Below are 26,186 nucleotides of genomic sequence, written 5' to 3' on the forward strand. Positions count from 1 at the left end.
GGGCTGCGGTGACGCCGAAGGGGGTGTTTGCCCTATCATTCGCGTCAACTTCCCAGCGCTTGACCGATGACCCAGCCCGTTCGTGCCGGCGTGCGGCCCCGTGCCGCCCAGCTGACCCCGTTGCTGCCCGTTGCCCGCCCGGGTAACCGCACCTGGCCCTTGCCCCTGCGGTAATGGGCGGAAAGGGGGCTGGCAGGCGCCTGGCGGGGCGCCACCCGGGAACCTGGATCGCACCGCTGCTGCGGTGGGCGCTGCTGTGCCTGTTGCTGGCCCTGGCGCCGCCACTGGCCGCAGCCCAGGAGGGCGCGCCGCCGCTGCGCGATTACGCCATCGACGTGTGGACCTCGCGCAACGGGCTGCCGCACAACTCGCTGCGCGACATCGCGCAGACCCCGGAAGGGCACCTGTGGTTCGCCACCTGGGAAGGGCTGGTGCGCTACAACGGACTGGATTTCACCGTCTTCGACCGCAGCACTCGACCGGGGCTGCCGGACAATGGCATCGGCGCGCTCTACGTCGATCGGCAGGGCGGCCTGTGGATCAGCGATTCGCGCGGCAACGTCAGCTACCGCTCCGGCGATGGCCGCTGGCGGGTCTGGGAGCACGGGCCGAGCAGCCCGCAGGTGCTGATCCAGGCCATGCAGATGGACAGCCAGGGCCGCCTGTGGCTGCTGTACGAAGGCAAGGGCCTGGGGTACCTGACCCCCGACGGCGGCATGGTGTTCGAGACCCCGCCGCCGGGCCTGCCGGTGGCGATGAGCTTCACCAAGCTGGTGGTGGACGCCCAGGACCGGGTGTGGATCGGCACCCTGGACGGCCTGCTGCTGCGCGACACCGACGGCGACATGAAGCGCGCGCCGCCGGGCTGGGGCGTGGGCAGTGGCCTGTCCTGGCCGTACCGGGCGCCCGATGGTGCGCTGTGGATCGTGGCCGGTGAGCGCCTGTACCGGGTGGAAGATGACCGCCTGGTGCTGGTGCACCGCCTGCCCGGACAGCTGCACATGACCGCCATGCTGCAGGACCGCCACGGCGATATCTGGCTGGGCACCGAGAACCAGGGGCTGCTGCGCATTTCCGCGCACGGCATGGAGCGCCTGCCGGCCGGCCTGAACCTGCCGGGCGGGCGCGTGGTCAGCCTGCGCGAGGATGCCGAAGGCAGCATCTGGGTGGGCGCCAATGGCGGCCTGTACCGCCTGCGCGAAACGTTGTTCAGCAGCTACACCGAACGCGATGGCCTGAGCGGCGATTACGTGCGCACGGTGTTCGAGGACCGCGACCGCCGCCTGTGGGTGGGCAGTGCCAGTGGCCTGGACGTGCAGACCGATGATGGGCACTTCCGTGCCATGCCGCTGCACAACCGCGGCGGCAAGGCGCCGTCGGTGCTCAGTCTGGCGCAGGGGCCGGACGGCGACCTGTGGGTGGGAACCTTTGGCGACGGCGTGTACCGGCTGGATGCGCAGGGCCAGCTGCGGCACAACTACGATGCGGCCGACGGCATGCCCGGCGGCAACATCCGCGCGATCAGCGTAGGCGCCGACGGCGTGGTGTGGGCCGGCACGCAGAAGGGCGTGGTCTCCATCGAGGGCAGCCGTGTGCAGGTGTCACGCGTGCCGGGCATGCCCAGCGGCCTGATCACGGCGCTGGAGCACGACCACCAGGGCAATCTGTGGATCGGCACGATCGAGGGCATCCATGTACTGCGCGGCGGCAAGGTGCAGCGCATCGACCTGACCGCGCTGGGCGGCGGCCGCAGTGTGTTCGGCTTCCGCCAGATCGGCGAAGCCATGTGGATCAGCAGCGACCGTGGCCTGTACCGCTGGCAGGGCGGGCGCCTGTCGCGCGTGGGGCTGGAACAGGGCATGCCGGTGGATACGGTGTTCCAGCTGGTGCCCGACCGCCTGGGCAATGTCTGGGTAAGCAGCAACCGCGGCGTGCTGCGGACCGACATGGCCACGCTCAACGCGGTGGCCGATGGTCGCGCGCCGCGGGTGTCGGTGGAGCGTTACAACGAGATCGATGGCATGGCCAACGCGCAGGCCAATGGTAGTTCCGGTCCGTCGGCGATCCTGCGCCAGGACGGCACCTTCTGGGTGGTGACTGCCGGCGGCCTGAGCACGGTCGACCCGCAGCGCCTACAGCGCTTCCGCGAGCGCCCGGCGCCGCCTGCCGCCATCGAGAGCGTGCAGGTGGATGGCGTGCCGGTGCACTGGGAAGGCACCGACCACAATTCCATTCCGGGCGGGCGCCGGCTGGCGGTCAGCTTCGTTGGCCTGAGTTACCTGATGTCCGACCGCATCCGCTACCGCACGCGGCTGGAAGGGCTGGACCATGGCTGGGTGGAACGCGGCGCCCAGCGCAGCGTCGAATTCATCGGCCTGCCGCCGGGGGATTACACCCTGCATGTGTCGGCCGCGCATCCCGGCGGCGCCTGGGGCCAGCAGGAAGCGGTCTGGAGTTTCAGCGTGCAGCCGTTCTGGTGGCAGCGGCACAGCGTGCAGGCATTGATCGCGCTGCTGTTGATTGCCGGGCTGGTGGCCCTGTACCGGTTCCTGCTGCAGCGCTACCGCTCCAGCAACCTGCGCCTGGCCCAGCGCGTGGATGAGGCCACCTTCGACCTGCAGGCGCAGACCGTGCACCTGCAGGCGCTGAACCAGGAAAAGACCGAGCTGGCCGAGCGCCTGGCGCGGCAGGCCGAAGCATTCGAACGGCAGGCGCGCGAAGATGCGCTGACCGGCCTGGCCAACCGTCGTGGTTTCGATGAAACGCTCGCGCGTGACTTTGCCCGTGCGCAACGCAGCGGCCACCCGATGTGCCTGGTGGTGCTGGACATCGACCACTTCAAGGACGTGAATGACACCTACAGCCACAGCATCGGCGATGCCGTGCTGGTGGAAGTGGCGCAGTTGATTGCCGCCGCCAGCCGCGATTCCGACCTGCCGGCACGTACCGGTGGTGAAGAGTTTGCGCTGCTGCTCAACGACACCCGCCTGGAAGAAGCCGCGCAGCTGTGCGCGCGCCTGCGCGGCCTGTTCCACGACCATGCCGACTGGGCCGGCGTGCCCGCGCTGCGGGTGACCTTCAGTGCCGGCCTGGTGGAACTGGCGGCGGACGACCGCACGCCGGCCCTGCTGTACCAGCGCGCCGACCGCGCGCTCTACCGCGCCAAGAGCGACGGTCGCGACCGCACCAGCATCGGTTGATGCCCATCCACAGCCCGGTGGGCGGTGGGTGCGGACCGTTGGTCCGCACGACCGATGCATTCATCCACGCATGGCGTGGATCTACGGTGGGGTAATGATGCGGTTGCGCCGTTGGCTGTTTACCGCGGCCAAGCGTTGGCGATGGTGCAGAACAGCCGTGCGGTCTGTTCGGTGTCATACACCGCGCTGTGCGCTTCGTTGGCATCCCAGCCCAGCCCGGCGGCATTGGCCGCGCGTGCCAGCACGGTCTGCCCGTAGGCGATGCCGGCCAGGGTAACGGTGTCGAACACGCTGAAGGTATGGAACGGGTTGCGCTTGTGGCCGGTGCGGGCCACCGCGGCGTTGACGAAGCCGAGGTCGAAATGCGCGTTGTGGCCCACCAGGATCGCGCGCTGGCAACCGTACTTCTTCATCGCTGCGCGCACCGGGGTGAAGATGTGGTCCAGCGCGGCCTTTTCTTCCTTGGCCAGGCGGAACGGGTGGTCCAGGATGATGCCGGTCACTTCCAGCGACTTCGGATCGATCTCCAGGCCTTCGGCCGGAACCACGTGCGCGCTGGCGGTCTGGCCGGGGTAGAGCAGGCCGTTCTCGTCCATCTCGATCGGCACGGCAGCGATTTCCAGCAGCGCATTGCGCTGGCTGTCGAAGCCGCCGGTTTCCACGTCCACCACCACCGGCAGGAAGCCGCGGAAGCGTTGCGACATCGCGCGCTGCGCCGGCGGTGCTACGGAAACGGGGGCGGCGTCAGGTGCGGGGGTGGGGTCATTCATGCGCGGATTCTAGCAGAGCGACCCTGAGCGCCCGGCCACGCAGTGCGTGACCGGGACGCTGTAGAGAGGTCAGCGGCGTGCCAGCACCACGTCGGCGATGACGCCGGTGGCCACGGCAATCAGCACGTAGCGGCCGTCCACCTTGCGCCATTCCTGGCCGCGGGCCGGGGCACGCAGGCCATGGTGGCGGTAATCGCGCACGTACTCACCACGATGGTCGTGGGCGAGCTTGTGGCCGCGACGCGGCGGATCGCGACGCTCGTCGTGGTGATCCTTGTGGCCATGGTGGTCGTCGCGGCCACCGGCGCCGTAGGGGGCGGCCATGGCGGGCGAAACGGCGGTGGCCAGCAGGGTCAGCGAAAGGGTGGCGGCAATCAGGCGCTTCATGGGCAACTCCGGGGGAAGGACGTGGTCGTCGAGGCCACGGATCCAGCATCGGATTTTTTTCATGAATAGGCGATTAAATCGGCCGTTTCTGCGGTTTCGGCGCGTATCGGCGTGTAACGGGGCGGCGCTCGTGGCCCCGCGCAACGCGTGCCAACCAAGGTTGGCACCTACCGGTCCGTGGCGCACCAGCGCGCCATCCGCGCATCCAGGCTCAATCGTCCTGCACCGCTGAACAGCAGCGGCAGCAGCATGGCCATGAACAGCACCGGCAGTTTGAAGTTGCCAAAGCCCTGATCGCTGATGGCATAGCCCATGGCCAGGTCTGCCAGGGAATTCCAGTGCATGGGCCAGTGCACGGCGTAGGTGGCGACCGCGGTCAGCACCAGCAGGCTGGCCGCGGCGAAGCGGGTGCCAAGGCCGAACAGCAGGCAGGCCGCGCCGACCAGTTCGAACCAGGTCGCCAGCTGCCAGTTCACGCTGGCCGGCAGCTGGTCGAACGGAAACGGAAAAGCGTGCTGCAGTTCGGCGAACCAGTTCTGGCCCTGCAGCTTCTCGCGGCCGGATTCGAAATACTCCCAGGCCAGCAGCAGGCGCAGGCCCAGCGGGGCCAACCACGGGCCGCAGCGGTCCAGCTGGCCACGCAGGGCGGCCAGGGGCGAGGTCTTCATCGGGAATCTCCTTGGGCGGGTCAGGCCACGGTGGGCAGCGGGCCGATCACGCCTGCCTGCAGGAACTGCTGCAGCAGGTGGGTGCCAGATTCGATCAATGCATCGGCGTCGAGTTGGTGCACGCCGGCCAGCTGCTGCAGGTGCTGCTGGCCGGTGGCGCCTGGCGCCTCGGCGATCAGCATCAGCAGGTGCGCGGCCAACGGGCTGAGCTGGGCAAAGCGCACCACGCCGTCGGCATCGCGGCGGACCAGCAGCCCGGTGGGTTCGGCGGGCACTTCGGCAGGGGCATCATCGCTACCCAGCCGGTGTACCGGCCAGGCGTACAGCAGCGGCCAGGCCAGCGCGGAGCAGCGCAGCGGCACCTGCATCGGGTCAATGCCGGTGGCCGGTGGCAGCGGCTCGGCCGTGCGCTGGTAAAGCTCGGTTTCCACCCATTCGTAGTGCGCCAGCTCGGCCAGCGCGGGGTGGGGCAGCTGCGGTTGCGCCTGCAGCCATTGCACGAACTCGGCCGCCACCGCGGTGAACAGCGGTGTGCGCGCGTGATGGTGGGCGAAGTAGTGCCGCACCAGATCGGCCCAGGCCGGTTCGCCGAGCAGGCGCACGCAGACCGGGAAGCCATTGCCGAGCAGGCCCAGCAGGTTGTTGAACAGCAACCGCTGGTATACCGCTACCCGTCGCGGATCCAGATCGGTGGGCGCGGGCACGTGCTGCGGGTCGCGCAGGTGCGCGGTGAGCGCGTGCTGCTGCGCGCGCAGAGTGGTTGCAGCGTCAGCCATGTGCAGCTCCCGCATGGCGGGCCTGCAGGCGGCGGATGGTGTGCAGTTCGCCCTGCAGTTCGGTATAGGGCGGGAAGTTGAAGTCGCGCTCCAGCAGGGTGGGGCGCGGGCCGAAGCGGGCGTAGCTGCGTTCCAGCAGCGCCCACACCGGGTCGATCACCGCGCTGCCGTGGGTATCGATCTTCAGGTCCGGAGCCTCGTCCAGATGACCGGCCACGTGCAGGCAGACGATGCGCTGCGCCGGCAGGCCTGCAATGAACGCGTCGGCATCGTAGCCATGGTTGCAGGCATTGACGTACACGTTGTTGACGTCCAGCAGCAGGTCGCAGTCGGCCTCGGCCAGCACGGCGTTGGTGAAGGCCAGCTCATCCATCGCCGGCTGCGGAGCCAGGTAATAGGACACGTTTTCCACCGCGATGCGGCGGCCCAGGATGTCCTGCACGCGGGCAATGCGGGCGGCGGTATGGCGTACCGCTTCATCGGTGAAGGGGATCGGCAGCAGGTCGTACAACTGGCCCTCGTCGCTGCAGTAGCTCAAGTGCTCGCTGTACAGCGGCACGCGGTGGCGCTCGAGGAAACGGCCGACCTGCTGCAGCAGCTGGGTGTCCAGCGCAGCACTGCCACCCAGCGACAAGGACAGGCCGTGGCAGCTCAGTGGATGGCGCTGGACCAGTTCATCCAACGCCTCGCCCGCAGGGCCACCGACGTTGATCCAGTTTTCCGGTGCGCACTCCAGGAAATCGAAATCGCCGGCCGGGGCATCGCGCAGGTCCTGCAGCAGCGCCCGCCGCAGGCCCAACCCGACGGCTGCCGCGGGCAGCGGCAACCGGGGGTGGACGACGCTGGCCGCAGCGTCAGTGCTTGCCACCGCACTTGCCTTCGCCGCACTTGCCTTCAGCTGCCTTCTTCCCGGCCTCGGTCTTGGCCTTGCTGTCGGCAGCGGTACCGGCAGCGGCCTTGCCCTTGTCACCGCCGCACTTGCCTTCGGCGCTCTTGCCGTCCGCGCCGCACTTGCCCTCGGCGTGCTTGGCGGCATCGGCGGCCTTGGCGTCGGTGGCCTTGGCATCGCCGGACTTGGCCGCCTGGCCGGCCACCAGATAGCCCTGGGCAAGGTCGGTCATGCTCAGGGCCGAAGCGCTGGCAGTCACGCCCAGGCCCGCGGCCAGTGCGGTGGCGGTCAGCAGGGACAGGGTCTTGTTGGAACTGCTCATCGGTCGTACTCCTTGGGTGGTGGGCGGCTGCCCGGGGTGAAACGATGGTGCAGCGATCCTACTCAAGGAATCTTCGCCGAAAGCTAAAATTTTCGTGAGGAGTGGCGTCGGTCCACCCGTGCGGGAGGCCGGGGTCGGATCCCTTTCCGCAGGAAAGGGCTCTGACCCCTGATCCACGCCATGTGTGGATGGCCGCCCGGAGAAATCCCCAAAGAAAAAGCCGCTGTCACATCGACAGCGGCCCCCTGGACCCCACTTCAGTGTTGCAGTGCGGGATCAGATTGCGTCGGTGCTGGAGGTCTCGTCGCGCTTTTCACGCGGCGGCAGCGGCTGTTCGCCATGCACCAGGAACCACACGTTCTCGGCGATGTTGGTGGCGTGGTCGCCCACGCGTTCCAGGTTCTTGGCCATGAACAGCAGGTGGGTGCACGGGGTGATGTTGCGCGGGTCTTCCATCATGTAGGTCAGCAGCTCGCGGAACAGCGCGGTGTACTGCGCGTCCAGGCGGGCGTCGTCCTGGCGCAGCTCCAGCGCGGCGTCGGCATCGTTGTCGCGGTAGGCGGCGATGGCGCGGCGCACCTGCTGCGCGGCCAGTCGGCCCAGGGCACGCAGGCCCTGGATCTGCGGCAGCGGCGGCACCTTGCCCAGGGCGATGGAACGCTTGGCCACGTTGGCGGCGTAATCGCCAATGCGCTCGATGTCGGCCGGAATGCGCAGGCCAGCCAGGATCTCGCGCAGGTCGCGGGCCATCGGGCCACGCAGGGCCAGGCGCATCACGTCGTGGCTGATCTGCTGTTCCAGTGCATCGATGGCTTCATCGTTGGCGATGATGCGATGGGCGGCGTTCTCATCGCGCTTCTCGATCACGTCCATCGACGCTTCGAGCTGGGCGACGGCCATTTCGCCCATGCGCACGATTTCGGCCACCAGGCGCTGCTGCTCTTCGTCGTAGCTTTTGACGATATGGTCGTTGGGAAGATTCATGGTTGTTCCGCTCGGTAGAGTCGAGCCATGCTCGACTGACGTTGTCTGTGATTCGATCGACGATTCAGCCAAAACGACCGGTGATGTAATCCTCGGTCTGCCGCTGCGACGGCTGCGAGAAGATCACTTCGGTGCGGTCGTGTTCGATCAGGTCGCCCAGGTACATGAAGGCGGTGTAGTCGGACACGCGCGCAGCCTGCTGCATGTTGTGGGTGACGATGACGATGGTGTACTCGTGCTTGAGTTCTTCGACCAGCTGTTCGATGCGGCTGGTGGAGATCGGGTCCAGCGCCGAGGTCGGTTCGTCCAGCAGCAGCACCGACGGGCGCAGGGCCACGGCACGGGCGATGCACAGACGCTGCTGCTGGCCGCCGGACAGGCCCAGCGCGCTCTGGTTCAGCTTGTCCTTCACTTCGTCCCACAGTGCGCCCTGGCGCAGGGCCTGTTCCACGCGGTCGGCCATGTCGGCCTTGCTCAGCTTTTCGTGGTGGCGGATGCCGTAGGCCACGTTCTCGAAGATGGTCATCGGGAACGGCACCGGCTTCTGGAACACCATGCCGACCTTGCTGCGCAGGCGGTTCATCGGGTACTTCGGCGACAGGATGTTCTCGCCGTCCAGCAGCACTTCACCGCGCGCTTCCAGCTTCGGGTACAGCGCGTAGATGCGGTTGAAGATGCGCAGCAGGGTCGACTTGCCGCAGCCGGAAGGACCGATCAGCGCGGTCACGCGCTTTTCCGGAATTTCCAGGTTGATGCCCTTCAGGGCATGGAACTTGTCGTAGTAGAAGTCCAGTCCGCGCGCGGCAAGCTTGACCGGAGCCGGCGTGTGCAGGCTCTCGTGCGAGGACGGCACGGCGATGCGCTGCATCGGCACGGCGTTGGAAAGGTCGTTCATGGCGGTATCCACGGAAAGGTCAGTCATGGGAGATACGGTTGCGCAGCAGGATGCCGCGGGCGGCAAGGCTGACCAGCAACACGAAGACAGTCAGCACCAGGGCGCCGGCCCAGGCCAGCACCTGCCAGGATTCATACGGGCTGCCGGCGAACTGGTTCATCACCACCGGCACCGAGGCCATCGGCTGGAACACGTTGCTGTTCCAGTACTGGTTGCCGAAGGCGGTGAACAGCAGCGGCGCGGTTTCGCCGGAAATGCGGGCAAGGGCCAGCAGGATGCCGGTGATGATGCCGGCCGATGCACTGCGGTACAGCACCTGCACGATCACCTTCCACTGCGGGATGCCCAGCGACAGCGCCGCTTCACGCATCTGCGAAGGCACCAGGCGCAGCATTTCGTCGGTGGTGCGCACTACCACCGGCAGCACGATGAAGGCCAGCGACAGCGCACCGGCGAAGGCGGAGAAGCTGCCGCCGGTCTGCATCACGTACAGGGTGTAGACGAACAGGCCCAGCACGATGGACGGTGCCGACAACAGGATGTCATTGACGAAGCGGACCACGGTACCGGCCTTGCGGGCGTTGCCGTACTCGGCCAGCCAGGTGCCGGCCAGCACGCCCAGCGGGGTGCCGATGCCGATCGCCAGCGCACACATCACCGCGCTGCCGAAGAAGGCATTGGCCAGGCCGCCTTCCTGCATCGGCGGCGGGGTCATCTTGGTGAACAGATCCCAGTTGATGCCGGCCAGGCCCTTGGCGGCCAGGGTGAACAGGATCCAGCCCAGGAAGAACAGGCCGAACAGCGCAGTGGCGCAGGACAGCGCGATGGCAACGACGTTGCCGACGCGGCGGCGCAGGTACAGCGAATCAGCGGTGGTGGACATCAGTTGCCCTCCTTGCGGGACAGGCGCATCAGCATCAGGCGGGCGATGGCCAGCACCACGAAGGTGACGATGAACAGGACGAAGCCGAGCAGCAGCAGCGCCGAGCGGTAGGTTTCAGTGGCTTCGCCGAAGTCATTGGCGATCAGCGCGGCGATGGTGGTGCCCGGTTCCAGCAGCGACGGCGACAGGCGCACGCTGTTGCCGATCACGAAGGCCACGGCCATCGTTTCCCCCAGCGCACGGCCCAAGCCCAGGAAGATGCCGCCGATCACCGCCGAGCGGGTATAGGGCAGCACGATGTCCCAGCTCACTTCCCACTTGGTAGAACCCAGCGCATAGGCCGATTCCTTCAGGCGGGTGGGCACGGTCAGGAACACTTCGCGCATCACCGACGAGATGAAGGGAATGACCATGATCGCCAGCACGAACCCGGCGGTGAGCATGCCGATGCCCAGCGGCGGGCCCTGGAACACCGGCCCGATGATCGGCCACTCGCCCAGGGTTTCATTGAGGAACGGGGTCACGTACTCGGTCATCATCGGCACCAGCACGAACAGGCCCCACATGCCGTAGATGATCGAGGGAATGCCCGCCAGCAGTTCGATGGCGGTGCCGACCGGGCCGCGCAGCCAGCGCGGGGCGACCTCGGTGAGGAAGAAGGCGATGCCGAAGCTGACCGGTACGGCGATGACCATCGCGATGAGCGCGGTGACCAGGGTGCCGTAGATCGGGGCCAGCGCACCGAACTTGTTTTCGACCGGGTTCCAGTCGGAAGAGAAGAAGAAGCTCAGGCCCTGCATCTGCAGGGCGTGGCGACCACCCCACAGCATCGACAGCGCGGCGCAGGCCAGGGCGATCAGGACGAAGATGACGGTGCCGACCAGCACCCATCGGAACAGTTTGTCGTTGCGGGCATCACGCGTGTCACGCGTGGACGGGGCGGCTACAGGCTGGGCGATGGCATTCATGGGGACGGCAGGGCCAGGAAAGGGCGGGGCGGCACGGCGTGGTAGAGACGGTGCCCGCACGCGGCGGGCACCGTCGGGTCCATCACTTCAGCTCGGTGCCCCAGTAGGCCTCGATCTGCTTGACCAGCTCGGCCGGCAGCGGCACGTAGTGCAGCTCGTTGGCCTGGGCCTGGCCGTTTTCGAAGGCCCACTTGAAGAACGCCAGGGCGTCCTGGTTGCGCTTGGCATCCTTGGGCTGCTTCTGCATCAGCATGAAGTTGGTGGCGGTGATCGGCCACGCCTGCTCACCCGGCGCATTGGTGATGACCAGGTTGAAGTCCTTCGCGCTGGCCCAGTCGGCGCTGGCGGCAGCCGCGGCGAAGGTTTCAGCGTTCGGCTGCACCCAGGTGCCGGCTGCGTTCTGCAGGGCGGTGTAGGGCATGGCGTTCTGCAGCGCGTAGGCCAGTTCGACGTAGCCGATCGAACCCTTGATCTGCTTCACGTACGAGGCCACGCCTTCGTTGCCCTTGCCACCCACGCCGTCCGGCCACTGCACCGAGGTGCCTTCGCCGACCTTGGTCTTCCATTCCGGGCTGACCTTGGACAGGTAGTTGGAGAAGTTGAAGGTGGTGCCCGAACCATCCGAACGGTGGACCAGGGTGATCTTGCCGTCCGGCAGGGTCACGCCCGGGTTGGCGGCAACGATGGCCGGGTCGTTCCAGGTCTTCACCTTGCCCAGGAAGATGTCGGCCAGCAGGGCGCCGGTCAGGCGCAGTTTGCCGGCTTCCAGGCCTTCGATGTTCACCACCGGCACCACGCCGCCGATGGCCGAGGGGAACTGGGCCAGGCCGGCCTGGGCCAGTTCGTCGCTGGCCAGCGGCTTGTCCGACGAACCGAAGTCGACGGTACCGGCCTTGATCTGGGCGATGCCGCCGCCCGAACCGATGGACTGGTAGTTGATCTTGGCGCCGGTGGCGGTGTTGTAGTCAGCCGACCACTTGGACACCAGCGGGAAGATGAACGAGGCGCCGGCGCCGGACACTTCAGCGGTCACCTTGTCGCCGGCAGCGGCCGGGGCGGCGGCGCTGTCGGCGGCCGGCTGCTGCGCGGCCTGCTTGTCGCCACCGCAGGCCGACAGGCCCAGGGCGATGGCCAGGGAAAGGGCGGCGAGGCCGGCCGAGTGCAGTTTCATGGTCACTCCATAGCGGGGGTAGAGCCGACACCGTCGGCGGATGCGGCTATGAAATGATGTTTTTGTTACAGCCGTATGACGTCCATGACAGAGGTGTCGGACATCACGTTCTGACGGGGGTTTCACGGGTTGCGCGACCGCCGCGGGAGGGCCAGCGGCCCGCATATTGCGCGGCCGGGCCTTGGTAGAGTCGAGCTTGCTCGACTGCCGTGAGCCTTCAGTCGAGCAAGCTCGACTCTACCCACACCGGGCCCACAAACAGAAAGGCGCCGGACCCGAAGGTCCAGCGCCCGTTGGGGCCGGCGGGGGAGAGAGGACCCGCCGGCCCCCGTTCCTGCGGGGGAACGCCTTGCTACGCCACTCAGTACTTCAGGTTCTGGGTCCAGTAGGTTTCGATCTGCTTGACCAGGGTGTCCGGCAGCGGCACGTAGTCCAGCTGCTTGGCCTGTGCATCACCGTTCTTGTAGATCCAGCGGAAGAATTCCTGGGTGGCCTTGGCGCCGGCCACGTTCTTCGGCTGCTTGCGCACCAGGATGAAGTTGGTGGCGGTGATCGGCCACGCTTCGGCGCCCGGGGCGTTGGTCATGACCAGGTAGAAGTCCTTGGCGCTGGCCCAGTCGGCGCTGGCGGCAGCGGCCGAGAACGAGGCGTCGGACGGCTGCACGATCTTGCCGGCGGCGTTCTTCATCGCCGCGTAGGACATCTTGTTCTGCAGTGCGTAGGACAGTTCGACGTAGCCGATGCCGCCCTTGATCTGCTTCACGTAGGCGGCCACGCCTTCGTTGCCCTTGCCGCCGATGCCGGCCGGCCACTGCACCGAGGTGCCTTCACCGACCTTGCTCTTCCACTCCGGGCTGACCTTGGACAGGTAGTTGACGAAGTTGAAGGTGGTGCCCGAGCCGTCCGAGCGGTGGACGATGGTGATCTTGGCGTTGGGCAGGGTCAGGCCGCTGTTCAGGGCGGCGATGGCCGGGTCGTTCCAGGTCTTGATCTTGCCCAGGAAGATGTTGGCCAGGGTCGGGCCGTCCAGCTTCAGCGCGCCCGGGGCAACACCGGCCACGTTGGTCACCGGCACCACGCCGCCGATCACCGACGGGAACTGGGCCAGGCCAGCGGCCGCCAGTTCTTCCGGCTTCAGCGGGGCATCGGACGAACCGAAGTCCACGGTGGCCGCCTTGATCTGGGCAATGCCGCCGCCCGAACCGATCGACTGGTAGTTCACCTTCTTGCCGGTGGCGCCGCTGTAGTCGGCCGACCACTTGGACATGACCGGGTAGATGAACGATGCGCCCGCGCCGGTCACATCGGCGGCATTGGCGGCAAACACGGACGATGCGGCCAGGATGGCGACAGCGGCGCGCGACTTGAAGGCGTGGATCACGGGAGAGACTCCTGGGGTGGTCGAAGGGCGGCTGCCCGACGTTTCGGTGCACATTCCATAACGGTTGCGTGACACCCCGGCGTCTGTCACATGACGCATCCATGACAGCGTGGGTGGCGGTGGCCGCAACAAAAAAAGGCACGGCCGAAGCCGTGCCTTGGGTACGCGCAGCGCGGGCGCCGCAGCGCTCGCCGCTTACCAGAAGAACTGGGCGCGGGCTTCCAGGATGTTCGGATCGTCATTGACGAAGCCGCGGGCGCTGGAGCTGTACTTCTTGCTGTCCACCATCACGTAATTCAGCATCAGCTTGAAGTTCGAACGCCAGTACCAGTTGGCGCCGACGGTCCAGATGTCCATCTTGCCGCCCAGCACGCCATCGACGATCGGCGGACGGCCGGCCACCGGGTTGGCACTCAGGTTGCCGTCGTTCAGATCCATGTGGTCGTAGCGCACGCCCAGCTGCCACTGGCCGCTGGCCGGGTTGTCCGGCAGGCCGGTGCCCGGGGTGCCACCCTTGTAGCTCCAGGTTTCGCCGGTGAGGTTCCACACGCCGCTGACGTAGTAGCCGTCGCTGGTGTAGTTGTCGTGGTCATAGCGCTTGGCCTTGCTGCTGTAGTACTCGGCCTGGGCCTTGAACGGGCCCTGGAAGTACATGGCTTCGGCGCCGACGGTGCTGACGCGGTCGGTGTCGGTCATGTTGCCGCTGTCGACCAGGCGCGCAGTGGCCAGGTCGGCGTTGGGACGCGCACGCACGCGCAGGGTGTCGGCGTCGGCGTCGTAGTCCACATAGCTCAGACCGAAGTGCAGCACCTGGCCCTTGTCGTTGATCGGCGCCCAGGTACCGCGTGCGCCGTAGCCGCTGCCGTGGGCCAGGTTGCGGGTCAGCTCGCGGCCGAAGGCGCTGGCGGTGACCGACCAGTTGTCCTGGCCGTAGCTGTACGCGCCACCCAAGCGGCGGGCGACGGCGTAGGTATTGGTCACCGCGGCCTTGGAAATGAAGTCGTTGTTCTTGGTGCTGGACAGTTCTTCCAGGCTGTTGGGCTGCTTGAACTGGCCCAGCTGCAGGAAGTGGCTGCTGTTGCCGGCCAGCTTGTACTTCACGTTGGTGTCCAGGAACTTGTCGGCCTTGGCGTCGTAGCCAACCACCCATTCCACGTTGCCCGGGCCCTTGCCCTTCAGCACCAGCTCGGCGCGGCGCAGTTCGAATTCGCTGTCCTTGCCGTTACCGGCGTCACCGCCGTTGAGGTCCACGACGTCATTGTCGAACCAGTTGCCGTCGGCCTGGACCAGGCCTTCGAAGGTGATTTCCGAACCGCCGATCACATCGATGGCGACTTCAGCGTGGGCAGCCGGCACATACAGCGCAGCAGCCACGGCCACCGTCAGGAGTTGGTGATGCAGTTTCATGGGAAGGAGCCTTGCAGGCAGGTGGGAAGATGCGCGCAGGCTAGAAGGTGAAGATTGCGTAAATGTGACAGTTCACGCACAAGTACACGCCCCGCCACGGCAGGGCCTGCCGATGTAAACGCTTGCGTGTGACGCTGCGGTTGCGCCCCGATTGCATAGATCCACGCCATGCGTGGATGCTTTTCGGTGGCGGGTCAGAGCCCTTTCTGCGAAAGGGATCCGACCCTGGGCGCGCCCCGATTGCAGTAGATCCACGCCACGCGTGGATGCTTTTCGGTGGCGGGTCAGAGCCCTTTCTGCGAAAGGGATCCGACCCTGGGCGCGCCCCGATTGCAGTAGATCCACGCCACGCGTGGATGCTTTCCGGTGGCGGATCAGAGCCCTTTCTGCGAAAGGGAACCGACCCTGGTGCCACCCGCCTACGCGGCGGTTTTTTCCTTGAACCGGCACAGATCGGCAATCACGCAGCCCGGGCAGTCCGGTTTGCGTGCCTTGCACACATAGCGCCCGTGCAGGATCAGCCAGTGGTGCGCATCCAGCAGGAACTCGGCCGGAATGGCCTTCACCAGCCGGTCCTCGACTTCGCGCACGTTCTTGCCCGGGGCCAGCCCGGTGCGGTTGGCCACGCGGAAGATGTGCGTGTCCACCGCCATCACCGGTTCGCCGAACGCGGTGTTGAGCACCACGTTGGCGGTCTTGCGGCCCACGCCGGGCAGGGCTTCCAGTGCGTCGCGATCGCGCGGCACTTCGCCGCCATGCTTTTCCAGCAGGATCGCGCAGGTGGCGATCACGTTCTTCGCCTTGGCGTTGAACAGACCAATCGTGGCGATGTACTTCTTCAGACCTTCCTCGCCCAGTGCCAGGATCGTTGCCGGTGTATTGGCCACCGGAAACAGGCGGCGGGTGGCTTTGTTCACGCCCACGTCGGTGGCCTGCGCGGACAGCGCCACCGCCACCAGCAGCTCGAAGGGCGTGCTGTATTCCAGTTCGGTCTTCGGGTGCGGATTGAGTTCGCGCAGACGGGTGAACATCTCCACCACGTCGGCGCGCGGCATCACGCTGCCGCGGCGCGCCGGTGCGCGCGGGGTCTTCTTCGCGGTGGCCATTACTGTTCCTTGCCTGCCGCGCGGGCCTTGGCCCGGGCCAGGATGGCGGCCGCGGCGGAGGGCAGGGCGGGTTTCACGTCCGGCGCCGGTGCCGGCATGCGCCGGGCATCGCGCTCGGCTTCGCGGCGGGCCAGGCGCACGGCACGGTCGCGATAGCGCTCGCGTGCGGCCCAGGCGCGCTGCAGCTGCTGCTGGGCGTGCAGCAGGCGCTGCGCAAGTTCGGGGTGGTCGGGCAACAGGCGCGCATCGTCTGCGCTGGCCACGTAGTCCATCAGGCCTGCCTGCAGCGCGCCGTCGAGATCGTCTGCCTGGACCCGGGCAAACAACTGCACGGGGTTGGGTCGGGATGCCATGGCGTCAGCGGTTCTGGAAGGCCGGCGGGCGGCGCTGCAGGAACGCGCTGGTGCCTTCGCGCATGTCCTCGGTGGCGAACAGCAGGCCGAATTGCGCGCTCTCGTATTCCAGACCGGATTCCAGGCTGCATTCGCCCCCCACGTGTACCGCGTCCAGCAGGCCACGCAGGGCCAGCGGCGCCGACTGCGCCAGTTGCCGCGCCACGGCCTGCACGCGCGCGTCCAGCGCATCGGCGGGCACCACTTCGTTGACGATACCCAGCGCCAGCGCACGGGCGGCATCGATCGGGGCGCCCAGCAGGCACAGTTCCAGGGTGGCGGCGCGGCCGCACAGGCGCAGCAGGCGCTGGCTGCCGCCGAAACCGGGAATCAGCCCCAGGTTGATCTCCGGCTGGCCGACCTTGGCGGTATCGGCCGCGATGCGCAGGTGGCAGGCCATGGCCAGTTCCAGCCCGCCGCCCAGTGCGAACCCGTTCACCCGGGCGATCACCGGCTTGGGCATGCGCTCGATCTGCCGCATAAGCTGCTGGCCCAACAGCGAGAAGTCACGTCCCTGAACCGCACTGAGGGTGTTCATTTCCGCGATATCCGCCCCGGCCACGAAGGCCTTGGGGCCGGCCCCGGTGAGCACCACCACCCGCACCGAAGGCTCGACCGCCGCGGCGCTGAACGCCTGCGCCAGGGCCTGCAGGGTGGCCGCGTTCAGTGCGTTGAGCTTCTCCGGGCGCTGCACGGTGAGGGTGCGGATGGCGCCGTCATCGGCCACGATAATGGGGTGCTCGGCGGGGGCTGGGGCCACGGAAGACTCCTGAAACGTTAAAAAAAAGTGAGATTGAACTCTTGAAACGCAGACAGGTCATAGCCTGCGTGGTCAGTGGCGGTTCCACCTTATGGCCGCTATCCTAACCCGTCGCCTCAGGGCGGCGCAGAACGTCCCTGAGTTACCACCCCTGGAGAACTGTTTGATGAAGTTGCGTTCTATCGCGGTCGCCGTCGCGGCCCTGGCCCTGACGGGCAATGCCTTCGCCCAGGACGTTTCGTCCGAAAAGGGCAAGCTGAGCTACTACTTCGGTTACGACTACGGCAACAACCTGGCAGAGCTGACCGCCCGCGGTGAGCAGCTGGACATCAACTCGGTGGTGAAGGGTCTGCAGGACGCCTACGCCAAGAAGCAGCCGGCGATCACCGCCGACCAGCTGAAGCCGGCCGTTGAAGCGTTCCAGAAGCGCGAGCAGGGCCGTGCCCAGGCTGCCAAGGCCGAGTACGAAAAGGCTGCTGCCGAAAACAAGACCAAGAGCGACCAGTTCGTTGCGGCCAACAAGGCCAAGGCGGGCGTGCAGTCGCTGCCGAGCGGTGTGCAGTACCGCGTGATCGAAGCCGGCAAGGGCGCCAAGCCGACCCAGGCCAGCACCGTGCAGCTGGAAGTGGCCGGTCCGTACCCGTTCGGCCAGCGTCCGACCGAAGCGCGTCCGGCTCAGCAGATTCCGTCGATCAAGGTCAGCGAAGTCGAAATGAAGGCCATGCGCGAGACCCTGCTGCAGATGCCGGCAGGCTCGAAGTGGGAAATCACCCTGCCGCCGGACCAGGCGTACGGCGCCGACCCGCGTACCGGCTTCCCGCCGAACGTGGCGGTGCAGTTCGAAGTGAAGCTGGTCAGCGTCAAGTAAATCGAAGTAGTGAACCGAACGCGCCGGTGGCTTCCACCGGCGCGTTTTCATTTGTGCGCCACACGGTGGCCGACGCCGCCCCAAACATGGCCATTCGCGCTACTGTTGCAGGGGTGCAAACTATGGAAGAAACGTCGCGTGTTGTCGCAAGCCCCTGCATCGGCGTGTGCAAGCTGGACCTGGCCCGGCACTGTACCGGTTGCGGGCGCACCCTCGATGAAATCGCGCGGTGGTCGTCGATGAGCGACACCGAACGCGACCACGTGCTGCATCGACTGCTGCCGCTGCGCGAACAACTGCAGCACTCCCTGCGGGGTTCGCTGGCCGACCACGAACGCCTGCTGCGTGCGCTGCACCCGCTGGCCGAGCCGCCGCAGGGCGATGGCTGGAACCGCAGCGAACTGATCGACCTGCTGCCGCCGGGCCCGGCGGTGGAGGCGGCCGTGCTGGCCGGCATCGTGCCGCGTGCCAATGGCGCGCAGGTGATCCTGACCCGCCGCACCGAAACCCTGCGCCAGCATGGCGGCCAGGTCGGTTTTCCCGGTGGGCGCACCGAACCGGATGACCGCGACGCATTGGCCGCTGCGCTGCGCGAAAGCCAGGAAGAGATCGCGCTGGCGCCCACCCAGGTGCAGGCGCTGGGCTACCTGGACCCGTTCGTCACCATCACCGGTTACCGGGTCACCCCGGTGGTGGCGGTGATCGATCCGGATTTTGTGCCGGTGGCACAGCCCAGCGAAGTGGCCGAAGTGTTCGAAGTACCGCTGGATTACCTGATGGCGCCGGACAACCTGCACCAAGTCGAAATCAACCATCGTGGGCGCGTGCGCCACGTGCTGGAATACGGCTGGCCCGGGCAGCGGATCTGGGGCGCCACGGCCGCCATCCTTTACAACCTGCGCCGCCGCCTGGAGCAAGTGACATGACGCCGAACGACACGACGTGGACCACCCTGGTCGATGTGCCCCGCCTGGCCGCTGCACTGGGCGAATCCATCCGGGTGGTCGATGCCCGCGCCACTGCCAGCACCGCCGTGCGCGTGGTCGATGCGCGCGCATCGTTGGCCGACCCGCAGGCCGGGGCAGGGCAATACGCCGCCGGCCATATTCCCGGTGCGGTGTACGCCGATCTGAACCACGATCTGTCCGACCTGGGCCGCAGCGGTCACGGCCGCCACCCCCTGCCCGACAGCGATGCCTTTGCCGCAACGCTGGGGCAGTGGGGCATCACCCCCGAAACCCAGGTGGTGGTCTACGACGGCAGCGATGGCAGCATGGCCGCCGCGCGCCTGTGGTGGCTGCTTCGCTTGATCGGGCACAGCCGCGTGGCCGTGCTCGACGGCGGCATGGCGGCCTGGCTTGCCGCCGGCCAGCCGGTGGTGACCGGCCGCAGCGAGGTCGCCTCCCAGCCGCCCTATCCGGGACGCTTCGACAGCACCCAGGTGGCCAGCGCTGATGAGATCGCCGCGCGCCTGAAGCACGCCCCCGGCTGGCTGGTGGACGCCCGTGCCGGCGAGCGCTTCCGCGGTGAAGTGGAGCCCCTGGATCCGGTGGCCGGGCATGTGCCCGGTGCGGTCAACCGCCCCTTTGCCCTGAACGTGGCCGACGGTCGCCTGCGCGATGCGCAGGAACTGCGCGCCGAACTGCAGAGCGTGATTGGCAACCAGGACCCGCAGCGGGTGGTGCTGATGTGCGGCTCGGGGGTGACCGCCTGCCACCTGCTGCTGGCGATGGAAAGCGCCGGCCTGAGCGGCGCGCGCCTTTACGCCGATTCCTGGAGCGGCTGGGTAAGCGACAGCAGCCGCCCGGTCGCCACCGGCGCGTAACGGCACGGGGTCGGATCCGTTTCCCGACAAGAAACGGCTCTGACCCCATTGGTTGGAATCCGTGTGCAGCGCAGTCGAGCAACGCTCGACTCTACAGCCGCATTCTTCAATCGATTCGACCCCCAATCAGGGGTCAGAGCCCGTTGCGTAGCAACGGGCTCTGACCCCGTGCCGTTCCGACAGCACGCGCGAAACTGTCGAAGGCGGAGTGGACCCACCTCGCCATTCCATGGAAAGCAGGCTTTTGACGTTGCTTCAGTCGAGCATGGCTCGACTCTACAGGGGATAGGGCGCAGCCCTGCCAGCTACTCCCCCAGCCCCTGCAGCGGCACCTTCGCCAGCACCCGTGCCCAAGGGAACAACGGGCCGGGATCGCGCTTGCGCCCCACCGTCAGCGTTGGATCATCGCTGGCCGGTACCTGTTCCAGATCCAGCTGGTCATGCCCGGCAATCTGCCGCAGCGACGGATAGCGCGCCACCAGCGCCTGCAGCAGGGCCTCCAGCGCCTGCAGCTGCGCCTCGGTATACGGCTCGTCCATCGCCTGGTGACGGCTGTCGAACCAGTCCGGGTAGCGGCCGGTATTGACCAGTTCGATGCCCACCGTGTCCGCGTTCATGCCGCGCACGTGGTGGGCGATGCGTTCGGGCGCCACGTACTGCACCACGCTGCCGTCGCGATCGATGTAGAAATGGCCGCTGTTGCCGGCGCCACTGTCATACAGCACACGCTCGCCATACTCGCGGGCCATGGCCAGGTCCGGCAGTTCGGTGCAGTGGATGACCACCATGCGCAGGCTGGCCGGGTCACGCAGGGGCAGGCGGTCGTGGTAGGGCAGCGGCTGCAGCTGCAGGCCGGGCAGGAGCGGGTTGGGCATGCGGCGATGCTAGCATTGCACGATGAACCTGCCTTCCCGATCGACCTCGAACCGCTTCGCGGACGTGCGCGCATGAGCCGCGGCCACTGCATCCTGTCCCACGGCTTCGAGAGCGGCCCGGAGGCGACCAAGGTCACCGCGCTGGCCGAAGTCGCCCAGCGCCTGGGTTGGACCCACGAGCGCCCCGACTACACCGACCTGGACGCGATGAGCGAAGTCAGCCGCGTGGGCGACGTGCGTACCCGCCTGCAGCGTCTGGTGGAACGGGCCGCCGCGGCCGCCGCGCAGGGGCCGGTGGTGCTGGCCGGCTCCAGCCTGGGCGCCTACATCTCCGCCATCGCCTCGCTGCAGGTGCCGGTGGCCGGCCTGTTCCTGATGGTGCCGCCCACCACCATGGGCCCGATGCCGGCGCTGGACGCCGCCGCCGTGCCGACCAGCGTGGTCCAGGCCTGGCACGATGACGTGGTGCCCGCCGCCGGGGTGATCGCCTGGGCGCAGGCGCGCTCGGCGCAGCTGCTGCTGGTGGACGATGGCCACCGCCTGGAACACCATGTGGAGGCCTCCGCACAGGCCTTCGAGCGCCTGCTGCGGCAGCTGTGAAGCCCGGGCGCACGGCGCGCCCGCCCGCATTGACTACAATGGCAGCCCCGCCGCCCCCGGCGCGGGCCTGCTGGCCGTTTCCGCGGCCCTCCCTTCCGAAAGGCCTGGCGCTCGCGCCGCGCCCGTCCACCTGCGAATCGATCCCGTGAAATTCTTCGTCTCCTGCGCCAAGGGCCTGGAATACCTGCTTGCCGACGAACTGTCGGCCCTGGGCCTTGGCAAGGCCACCGCCACCATCGCCGGCGTCAACGCCGAAGGCGAGCTGGCGCAGGCCCTGCGCATCGTGATGTGGTCGCGCCTGGCCAGCCGCGTGCTGTGGCCGATCGACGAGTTCGACTGCCCGGACGAGCAGGCCCTGTATGACGGTGTGCGCGCCCTGCCGTGGCACGAGCACATCAAGCCGGAGATGACCCTGGCGGTGGACGCGCACGTGTCCGGCGACAAGATCACCCATGCGCGCTTTGCCGCGCAGCGGATCAAGGACGCCATCGTCGACCGCATGCGCGATGAAGGCCTGGAACGGCCGTCGGTGAACACCGATCTGCCCGATGTGCGCGTGAACCTGTCGCTGCGCAAGGGTCGTGCTTCGCTGTCGATCGATCTGGGCGGTGGCCCGCTGCACCGCCGTGGCTGGCGTGGTGCCGCCCACGAGGCGCCGCTGAAGGAAAACCTGGCTGCCGCGCTGCTGCTGCGCGCGCAGTGGCCGCGCCTGCACGCCGCCGGCGGTGGCCTGCTGGACCCGATGTGCGGCAGCGGCACCCTGCTGATCGAAGGCGCGCTGATGGCCGCCGACGTCGCCCCCGGCCTGATGCGCCACGGCAGCCTGCCGCCCAGCCGTTGGCTGGGCTTCGACAAGGCCGCCTGGAAGGCGATCCAGACCGAAGCACGCGACCGCGAAGCGGCCGGTCTGGCTGCCTTGAAGCCGGTCATCCACGGCAGTGACATCGACCCGGTAGCGATCCAGGCCGCGCGCGAGAACGCCGAAGTGGCCGGCGTGGCCCATGCCATCCGCTTCACCCGTGCCGACGTGGCCGACCTGGCCGCGCCGGAACAGGAGATCGGCGCGGTGGTCTGCAACCCGCCGTACGACGAGCGCCTGGCCGCCGACCCGGCCCTGTACCGCGCGCTGGGCAACGCCCTGCAGAAGGCGGTGCCGCAGTGGCGCGCCAGCCTGCTGTGTGGCAACGATGAACTGGCCTTCGCCACCGGCCTGCGTGCGTCCAAGAAGTACCAGATGTTCAACGGTGCGCTGGAATGCGCGCTGATCGTCTGCGACCCGATTGCCGTACCGGGCCGTGACCCGGCGCAGCCGCGCGAGCTGAGCGAAGGCGCGCAGATGGTGGCCAACCGCCTGCGCAAGAACCTGAAGAAGTTCAAGAGCTGGCGCGCGCGCGAGGACATCACCTGCTTCCGCGCCTACGATGCCGACCTGCCCGAATACGCGGCCGCCATTGACGTCTACGAAGAAGATGGTGGCCAGCGCCGTACCTTCCTGCATGTGCAGGAATACGCGGCACCGGCGGCCATTCCGGAAAACGACGTGCGCCGCCGCCGCAACGAACTGCTGGCCGCCGCGCGCGAGGTGTTCGGCGTGCCGCCGGAACAGGTGTCGATGAAGTCGCGCGAGCGCGGCAAGGGCGGCAGCAAGTACGGTCGTTTCGAGCAGCGCGACGAGTTCATCGTCGTGCGCGAGAACAACGCGCTGCTGCAGGTCAACCTGTTCGATTACCTCGATACCGGCCTGTTCCTGGACCACCGCCCGCTGCGCCGCTTGATGGCCGAGCAGGTGCGTGGCAAGCGCTTCCTCAACCTGTTCTGCTACACCGGCGTGGCCAGCGTGCAGGCGGCGGTGGCCGGTGCGGCCAGCACCACCAGCGTCGACCTGTCGGCGACCTACCTGCAGTGGTGCTACGACAACCTGGCGCTGAACGGGCAGGGCGGCAACCAGCACCTGCTGGTGCAGGCCGATGCCATGGCCTGGCTGGAAGGCGATCGCGGCCAGTACGACGTGATCTTCTGTGACCCGCCGACGTTCTCCAACTCGGCCCGCGCCGATGACTTCGACGTGCAGCGCGAGCAGTTGAAGCTGCTGCGCGCGGCCGTGGCGCGGCTGGCACCGGGCGGCGTACTGTATTTCTCCAACAACTTCCGCCGCTTCAAGCTGGAAGAGAACGCCATCGCCGAATTCGCCCAGTGCCGCGAGATCACCGCGCGCACGATTGGCCCGGACTTCGAGCGCAACGCACGCATCCACCGTGCGTGGGAACTGAAGCGGGTGGGATGAAGATTCGCCGGGCCACGCCCGGCGAGCGGGACCCTGGTAGATCCACGCCATGCGTGGATGACGCTGTCTCTGGGGTCAGAGCCCCTGCGCTGCGCGCAGGGGCTCTCCGGGCACAGCCCCCGCGCTGCGCGCACGGGATCCGACCCGGTAGATCCACGCCATGCGTGGATGACGCCGTCTCTGGGGTCAGAGCCCCTGCGCTGCGCGCAGGGGATCCGACCCCTGGTAGATCCACGCCATGCGTGGATGACGCTGTCTCTGGGGTCAGAGCCCCTGCGCTGCGCGCAGGGGATCCGACCCCTGGTAGATCCACGCCATGCGTGGATGACGCTGCCTCTGGGGTCACAGCCCCCGCGCTGCGCGCACGGGATCCGACCCGGTAGATCCACGCCATGCGTGGATGACGCCGTCTCTGGGGTCAGAGCCCCTGCGCTGCGCGCAGGGGATCCGACCCCGGGCGCGCTACAGCAGCGCCACCAGCAGGCCCAGCAGTGGCAGGGCGATGGCCAGCGGTGCGATCCACTGCGGGCGGTACGGGTACAGGCCGAAGGCCAGCGGTACGCCGGCCAGGGTCAGCGCACCCAGCCACAGCACCGGGCCGATGGCCCAGCCGTGGTCGACCACGCACAGGGCGAAGGCCACCCCCAGCAGCGCCCAGCCCAGCACGCGCCATTGCGTGCGCCGTGCCGGTGCCGCCGCGGCCTTCCCATGCAGGTCCTGCTGGTGCTTTTCCATCGCCAGCGACAGCGCGGTGAACGCAGAGAAGGACAGCGTCAGGGCCAGCAGCATCATGCGCCAGCCTCCACTTCGGCCGCCGCAACCGGCGCCTTGGTTGCCGCTGCCGCCGCCGCGCGCTTCTTCTTCTCGGCCGCGCTCAACGGCGGCGTCCAGCGCTGCATGCGCCAGCCGCACAGGGCCAGCATCGCGCCGAAGGCAAGCATCGACAGATCGAACCCGGCCAGCACCCAGTCACCGCTGCGCAGGGTCACGCCCAGGTGCGCGTGGGTGGTCAGTGCATTGACCACCGGCACCAGCGCGAACAGGGCCGCACCCAGGTACAGCTGCCAGGCCCACATCATCCGCTTGGGCCAGATGAAGGCCGCCAGCAGCGCCGCGCCCCAGGCGTAGAAGAACACGTTGGCTTCGGCGCTGGAGCGTTCGGCCAGTTCCAGCGGCAGCAAGCGGTTGCCCCAGAAGTACGCAGCGAAGGCGATCGGCAGGCCGGCCACCGCGCCGATGTTCAGCGCATCGACCAGGCGCAGGCCGAAGCCGATGCGGCCACTCTTGGCATGCTTGGGCCGTTCCTTCACCGCCCACAGCACCACGCCGCTGGCCACCATCAGGCAGCCGGTCAGGCCGGACAGGAAGAACAGGGCACGCAGGCCCCAATCGGCAAAGCGCGCCAGGTGCAGGCCGTACAGCACGCCGCGGGTGGCGGTGGCACCGCCGGAAGGCGGGCTTTCCTGCAGCAGCGTGCCGTTGACCATGTCGTAGCGCAGCGACGGGGTGTCGATGGACAGGCGCTTGCCATCACGCTGGCGGATGTCGATCACCGCATTGTCCGCACCGGGGTTGGAAATGGTGAAGCCGGCTACTTCCACGCCGTGCCAGTGCGCGCGGGCGCTGTCGAGCAGGCGCGCGATGTCCACCGGCGCGGCCTTGCCCCGGGCCGGCTCGCTCATCTCGGCCATGCCACCAAAGGCTTCGGCGAAGAATTTGTCCTCATCCTGCGGGTAGGCCACCTTCACCCCCCACGGCAGGTACATGATCATCAGGGTGACGATGCCGGTGTAGGTGATCATGGCGTGGTACGGCAGCGCCATCACCGCGCTCACGTTGTGGAAATCCAGCCACGAGCGCAGGCCCTTGTCCTTGCGGAAGGTGAAGAAGTCCTTGAAGATTTTCTTGTGGGTGATCACCCCGGTGATGATCGCCACCAGCATGAACATGGCGCAGAAGCCGACCAGGTAGCGCGCCCAGTACACCGGAATGTAGTGCAGGTCAAAATGCAGGCGGTAGAAGAAATCACCGCCGCGGGTTTCGCGCGCCTTCAGTTCGTTGCCGGTGTTGGGGTCCAGGGTGGCATCGCCGAACGCGCCGCGACGGCCCTTGGCCGGGTCGGCCTGGTCGGCAGGCACGCGCCAGAAGGTGCTCATGGCCGGGTTGCGCGGCTGCGGCAGTGTCACGTACCACATCTCGGCATTGCCGGCGTTGGCCTGCAGGTAGTCGACGGCGCGCTGCGCGGCCACGTCGGTGCTGACCCGCGCGCTGGGCAGTTCCGGGCGCATCCAGCGGCTGATTTCTTCGCGGTAGTAGCTGGCGGTGCCGGCCATGAAGATCAGCAGCAGCAGCCAGCCCACCAGCAGGCCGGTCCAGGTGTGCAGCCAGGCCATCGATTGGCGGAATCCGTTCTTCATGCCCAAGCCCCCAGCAGGCGCGCGACCGCGGCCATCAGCAGGGTGGGCAGCAGAATGCCCACCCAGGCGCGCAGCGCGCTGCGCGTGGCAAATGCCCACAGCGCGGCGCAGGCGGCCATCAGGATGCCCAGCATCATGCCGGTCAGCACGGTCTGCCCGCGCGCGCCGGGCAGGGCGACCACGCAGAACACACTGGTGACCGACGCCAGCGCGTAGCCGCCGAAGATGGCGGCCAGCGAACGGGACAGCACACCCCAGCGTGGGCTGGCGAAGAAGGTGTTGAGGCGGGAGCTGGCAATAGCGGGCGAGCGATCCACGGCAATCCTGCAGGTTGGTTGAAAGAAGGCCGGCGCACCGA

26 protein-coding genes are annotated in these 26,186 nt (G+C 67.7%); 6 read left to right on the forward strand and 20 right to left on the reverse strand.

Translation table 11 applies throughout. The annotated features are described in order from the left end of the window. Positions 1-173 precede the first annotated feature (173 nt). Positions 174-3,200, forward strand: coding sequence for a ligand-binding sensor domain-containing diguanylate cyclase (locus C1932_RS06730; protein WP_108761632.1), 3,027 nt, complete (start codon positions 174-176; stop codon positions 3,198-3,200). Between the two features lie 119 nt (positions 3,201-3,319). Here C1932_RS06730 and rnt read toward each other — a convergent pair whose 3' ends face one another. The 16 genes from rnt to C1932_RS06810 all read right to left on the reverse strand — a co-directional run bounded on the left by rnt (position 3,320) and on the right by C1932_RS06810 (position 16,959). Beyond that, positions 3,320-3,904 carry a ribonuclease T gene (rnt, locus tag C1932_RS06735; RefSeq protein ID WP_108761633.1) on the reverse strand — a complete coding sequence of 195 codons (585 nt, stop codon included), beginning with the start codon at positions 3,902-3,904 and terminating at the stop codon, positions 3,320-3,322. Positions 3,905-4,039: 135 nt separating this feature from the next. After that, a complete protein-coding gene (locus C1932_RS06740; protein WP_108761634.1) occupies positions 4,040-4,357 on the reverse strand; it encodes an RcnB family protein in 318 nt (105 codons plus the stop codon). A gap of 167 nt (positions 4,358-4,524) precedes the next feature. After that, a complete protein-coding gene (locus C1932_RS06745) occupies positions 4,525-5,025 on the reverse strand; it encodes a DoxX family protein (protein WP_108761635.1) in 501 nt (166 codons plus the stop codon). Between the two features lie 20 nt (positions 5,026-5,045). Further along, positions 5,046-5,801, reverse strand: coding sequence for a putative DNA-binding domain-containing protein (locus tag C1932_RS06750; RefSeq protein ID WP_108763371.1), 756 nt, complete (start codon positions 5,799-5,801; stop codon positions 5,046-5,048). Further along, positions 5,794-6,669 (reverse strand): DUF692 domain-containing protein, encoded by an 876-nt coding sequence (locus C1932_RS06755; protein ID WP_108761636.1) that lies wholly within the window; start codon positions 6,667-6,669, stop codon positions 5,794-5,796. The genes C1932_RS06750 and C1932_RS06755 overlap by 8 nt, the downstream gene beginning before the upstream one ends. Beyond that, on the reverse strand, positions 6,656-7,012 hold the full coding sequence (locus tag C1932_RS06760; protein ID WP_108761637.1) for a hypothetical protein: 357 nt from the start codon (positions 7,010-7,012) through the stop codon (positions 6,656-6,658). Before C1932_RS06760 ends, C1932_RS06755 begins: the two co-directional genes overlap by 14 nt. A gap of 276 nt (positions 7,013-7,288) precedes the next feature. Beyond that, positions 7,289-7,996 carry a phosphate signaling complex protein PhoU gene (phoU, locus tag C1932_RS06765; protein ID WP_108752631.1) on the reverse strand — a complete coding sequence of 236 codons (708 nt, stop codon included), beginning with the start codon at positions 7,994-7,996 and terminating at the stop codon, positions 7,289-7,291. 64 nt (positions 7,997-8,060) lie between these two features. Further along, positions 8,061-8,891: a phosphate ABC transporter ATP-binding protein PstB gene (gene pstB, locus C1932_RS06770; protein ID WP_108757682.1), complete on the reverse strand. Its 831-nt coding sequence runs from the start codon at positions 8,889-8,891 to the stop codon at positions 8,061-8,063. Positions 8,892-8,910: 19 nt separating this feature from the next. Further along, on the reverse strand, positions 8,911-9,774 hold the full coding sequence (pstA, locus tag C1932_RS06775) for a phosphate ABC transporter permease PstA (RefSeq protein WP_108755802.1): 864 nt from the start codon (positions 9,772-9,774) through the stop codon (positions 8,911-8,913). Continuing rightward, on the reverse strand, positions 9,774-10,742 hold the full coding sequence (gene pstC / locus C1932_RS06780) for a phosphate ABC transporter permease subunit PstC (protein ID WP_108761638.1): 969 nt from the start codon (positions 10,740-10,742) through the stop codon (positions 9,774-9,776). Before pstC ends, pstA begins: the two co-directional genes overlap by 1 nt. 82 nt (positions 10,743-10,824) lie before the next feature. Then, positions 10,825-11,913, reverse strand: a complete 1,089-nt coding sequence (pstS, locus tag C1932_RS06785) for a phosphate ABC transporter substrate-binding protein PstS (protein WP_108761639.1) — start codon at positions 11,911-11,913, stop codon at positions 10,825-10,827. Positions 11,914-12,274: 361 nt separating this feature from the next. Further along, positions 12,275-13,294 (reverse strand): phosphate ABC transporter substrate-binding protein PstS, encoded by a 1,020-nt coding sequence (gene pstS / locus C1932_RS06790; RefSeq protein ID WP_108761640.1) that lies wholly within the window; start codon positions 13,292-13,294, stop codon positions 12,275-12,277. 195 nt (positions 13,295-13,489) lie between these two features. Beyond that, the gene (locus C1932_RS06795; protein WP_108761641.1) at positions 13,490-14,701 is read right to left on the reverse strand and encodes an OprO/OprP family phosphate-selective porin; all 1,212 of its coding nucleotides are present in this window, start codon (positions 14,699-14,701) and stop codon (positions 13,490-13,492) included. Positions 14,702-15,120: 419 nt separating this feature from the next. Further along, positions 15,121-15,807, reverse strand: a complete 687-nt coding sequence (gene nth, locus C1932_RS06800) for an endonuclease III (protein ID WP_108749110.1) — start codon at positions 15,805-15,807, stop codon at positions 15,121-15,123. Next, positions 15,807-16,160, reverse strand: a complete 354-nt coding sequence (locus C1932_RS06805; protein ID WP_108761642.1) for a hypothetical protein — start codon at positions 16,158-16,160, stop codon at positions 15,807-15,809. The genes nth and C1932_RS06805 overlap by 1 nt, the downstream gene beginning before the upstream one ends. Positions 16,161-16,164: 4 nt before the next feature. Continuing rightward, positions 16,165-16,959 (reverse strand): enoyl-CoA hydratase-related protein, encoded by a 795-nt coding sequence (locus C1932_RS06810; protein ID WP_199912011.1) that lies wholly within the window; start codon positions 16,957-16,959, stop codon positions 16,165-16,167. 166 nt (positions 16,960-17,125) lie between these two features. Between C1932_RS06810 and C1932_RS06815 the strand changes: the two genes are divergently transcribed. The 3 genes from C1932_RS06815 (at position 17,126) to C1932_RS06825 (ending at position 19,652) form a co-directional block, all read left to right on the forward strand. Then, entirely contained in the window at positions 17,126-17,827 is a 702-nt protein-coding gene (locus C1932_RS06815; RefSeq protein WP_108752639.1) for an FKBP-type peptidyl-prolyl cis-trans isomerase N-terminal domain-containing protein, read from the forward strand. A 122-nt stretch (positions 17,828-17,949) separates the two neighbouring features. Then, positions 17,950-18,753 carry a CoA pyrophosphatase gene (locus C1932_RS06820; RefSeq protein WP_108755808.1) on the forward strand — a complete coding sequence of 268 codons (804 nt, stop codon included), beginning with the start codon at positions 17,950-17,952 and terminating at the stop codon, positions 18,751-18,753. Next, positions 18,750-19,652 carry a sulfurtransferase gene (locus tag C1932_RS06825; RefSeq protein ID WP_108761643.1) on the forward strand — a complete coding sequence of 301 codons (903 nt, stop codon included), beginning with the start codon at positions 18,750-18,752 and terminating at the stop codon, positions 19,650-19,652. The genes C1932_RS06820 and C1932_RS06825 overlap by 4 nt, the downstream gene beginning before the upstream one ends. Before the next feature lie 305 nt (positions 19,653-19,957). On the opposite strand, the gene C1932_RS06830 is transcribed toward C1932_RS06825, so the two are convergent. Next, positions 19,958-20,527, reverse strand: coding sequence for an N-acetylmuramoyl-L-alanine amidase (locus C1932_RS06830; RefSeq protein WP_108761644.1), 570 nt, complete (start codon positions 20,525-20,527; stop codon positions 19,958-19,960). Positions 20,528-20,599: 72 nt separating this feature from the next. Here C1932_RS06830 and C1932_RS06835 point away from each other — a divergent pair, with 72 nt between their 5' ends. Then, positions 20,600-21,127 (forward strand): hypothetical protein, encoded by a 528-nt coding sequence (locus C1932_RS06835; protein WP_108763373.1) that lies wholly within the window; start codon positions 20,600-20,602, stop codon positions 21,125-21,127. A gap of 145 nt (positions 21,128-21,272) precedes the next feature. Next, positions 21,273-23,411: a bifunctional 23S rRNA (guanine(2069)-N(7))-methyltransferase RlmK/23S rRNA (guanine(2445)-N(2))-methyltransferase RlmL gene (rlmKL, locus tag C1932_RS06840; protein ID WP_108761645.1), complete on the forward strand. Its 2,139-nt coding sequence runs from the start codon at positions 21,273-21,275 to the stop codon at positions 23,409-23,411. A 462-nt stretch (positions 23,412-23,873) separates the two neighbouring features. Here the strand turns inward: rlmKL and C1932_RS06845 are convergent, their stop codons facing one another. Genes C1932_RS06845 through C1932_RS06855 form a run of 3 tightly spaced genes read right to left on the reverse strand, consistent with a single transcriptional unit; the run spans position 23,874 to position 26,145 of the window. Next, on the reverse strand, positions 23,874-24,203 hold the full coding sequence (locus C1932_RS06845) for a DUF3325 domain-containing protein (RefSeq protein WP_108761646.1): 330 nt from the start codon (positions 24,201-24,203) through the stop codon (positions 23,874-23,876). After that, positions 24,200-25,828, reverse strand: coding sequence for a PepSY-associated TM helix domain-containing protein (locus C1932_RS06850; RefSeq protein ID WP_108761647.1), 1,629 nt, complete (start codon positions 25,826-25,828; stop codon positions 24,200-24,202). Before C1932_RS06850 ends, C1932_RS06845 begins: the two co-directional genes overlap by 4 nt. Continuing rightward, entirely contained in the window at positions 25,825-26,145 is a 321-nt protein-coding gene (locus C1932_RS06855) for a DUF3649 domain-containing protein (RefSeq protein ID WP_108761648.1), read from the reverse strand. The genes C1932_RS06850 and C1932_RS06855 overlap by 4 nt, the downstream gene beginning before the upstream one ends. Positions 26,146-26,186 lie beyond the last annotated feature (41 nt).

Source organism: Stenotrophomonas sp. YAU14D1_LEIMI4_1, assembly GCF_003086815.1.
GTDB lineage: Bacteria > Pseudomonadota > Gammaproteobacteria > Xanthomonadales > Xanthomonadaceae > Stenotrophomonas.